A 1292-nucleotide genomic window follows, 5' to 3' on the forward strand; every position below is an offset into this window, starting at 1 on the left:
GCGCGCCCCGCGTGCGGGCCCGGCTTGTCCGGACCGCATGAAGCGGGGCGCACGAATTGCATATCCGATTGCAAACCTTGTGTTTGCGGAGATTATTTCAAGTTTTCCCTGTCCTTACGGTAGATCTGGTAGGAGTTCACGAAATTCTGCCAGACGATGTAAGCCGTCGGGGCAATCGATGCGATCGGGTCGAGGAACGACTGGGCCATCCATACGGCCAGCACCGTATTCTTCTGCCCGAGCGACTGCCCGCCGGCCACGGCATCGCCGTAGCGGCGGCCGAGCATTCGCCCCACCTTGAACTGCGCCAGGCAAAGCACCAGGGCCGCCACGGCCAGCCACAGCTCGGTCCGCAGCGACGCGTCGTGCAGGTCGATGATGAAGGCCGTCGTGCGGCCGATGATGACCACCAGCGACAGCAGCCACATGTAGAACGAGATCTGCCCGTGGTCGCCAATCCACTGCGCCCCCTTCGGGAAGACAAAGCGGCAGAACTGCGCCGCGGCAAAGGGCATGATCAACAGCGGCGCGATACGGGCCAGAATCTCGGTGAACGAGCAGACGCCCGTGCCCGTGAAGGAGATCACCACGGGGGCATAAACCGCCACGGCCATGTTGCACAGCAGGCTGTAGGTGGCCATCGTCGCCACGTCGGCCCCCAGCATGCCGGCAATGACCACAGCGGCCATCGCCACGGGAGCCAGCACGCAGATCATCGCCCCCTGCGCCACGACGGGATCGAACGGATGCAGGGCAGCATAGACGCCCACGCACGCCACGGCCTGGATCAGCAGCAGCCAGAGATGAAGCATCGAGGGCTTCATCTGCCGGGGCTTGACGCGGCAGAAGGTGACGAAGAGCATCAGGAAAATCAGTGTCGGGGTGATCATCTGCCCCGACCAGGCCTCCAGAGCCGTCACCTGACGGCAGAAGAGCGCCCCGACGACCATGGCCGAAGGCATGGCCACGGTCTTTACGTTGCGGTGCAACGATTCGAGCACATGCATGATCCTGCGTATTTACCGTCCGGCCGAAGCCGGGCGCCGGGGCCTATGCCAGCAGCTCCTTCACCTTGGCCGAGATCTCCTTGCCGTCGGCACGGCCGGCCAGCCGCTTCGACGCCACGCCCATCACCTTGCCCATCTCCTTCATCGACGAAGCGCCGACCTCGGCGATAATCGCGCGCACCTCGGCCGTCAGCTCCTCGGCCGTCAGCTGTTTGGGCAGAAACTCCTGATAGACGGCCACCTGGTCCAGCTCCTCCCGGGCCAGGTCGGGACGGTTCTGCTGCG

At 64.4% G+C, this 1292-nt stretch carries 2 protein-coding genes; both read right to left on the bottom strand.

Going from position 1 to position 1292, the window contains the following annotated elements:
• Nucleotides 1-92: 92 nt before the first annotated feature.
• Nucleotides 93-1007, bottom strand: a complete 915-nt coding sequence (locus QZL63_RS10220; RefSeq protein ID WP_022309201.1) for a bile acid:sodium symporter family protein — start codon at nt 1005-1007, stop codon at nt 93-95.
• A 43-nt stretch (nt 1008-1050) separates the two neighbouring features.
• Nucleotides 1051-1292: GatB/YqeY domain-containing protein (locus QZL63_RS10225; RefSeq protein WP_290586903.1), on the bottom strand; the 242-nt coding region annotated here is incomplete at its 5' end.

Source organism: Alistipes sp. CAG:268 (genome assembly GCA_000434235.1).
Taxonomy (GTDB): Bacteria; Bacteroidota; Bacteroidia; order Bacteroidales; family Rikenellaceae; genus Alistipes; species Alistipes avistercoris.

Bases quoted from the DNA above. Each gene is read 5' to 3' on its own strand.
- QZL63_RS10220 (WP_022309201.1), bottom strand. From the start codon at position 1,007: ATGCATGTGCTCGAATCGTTGCACCGCAACGTAAAGACCGTGGCCATG.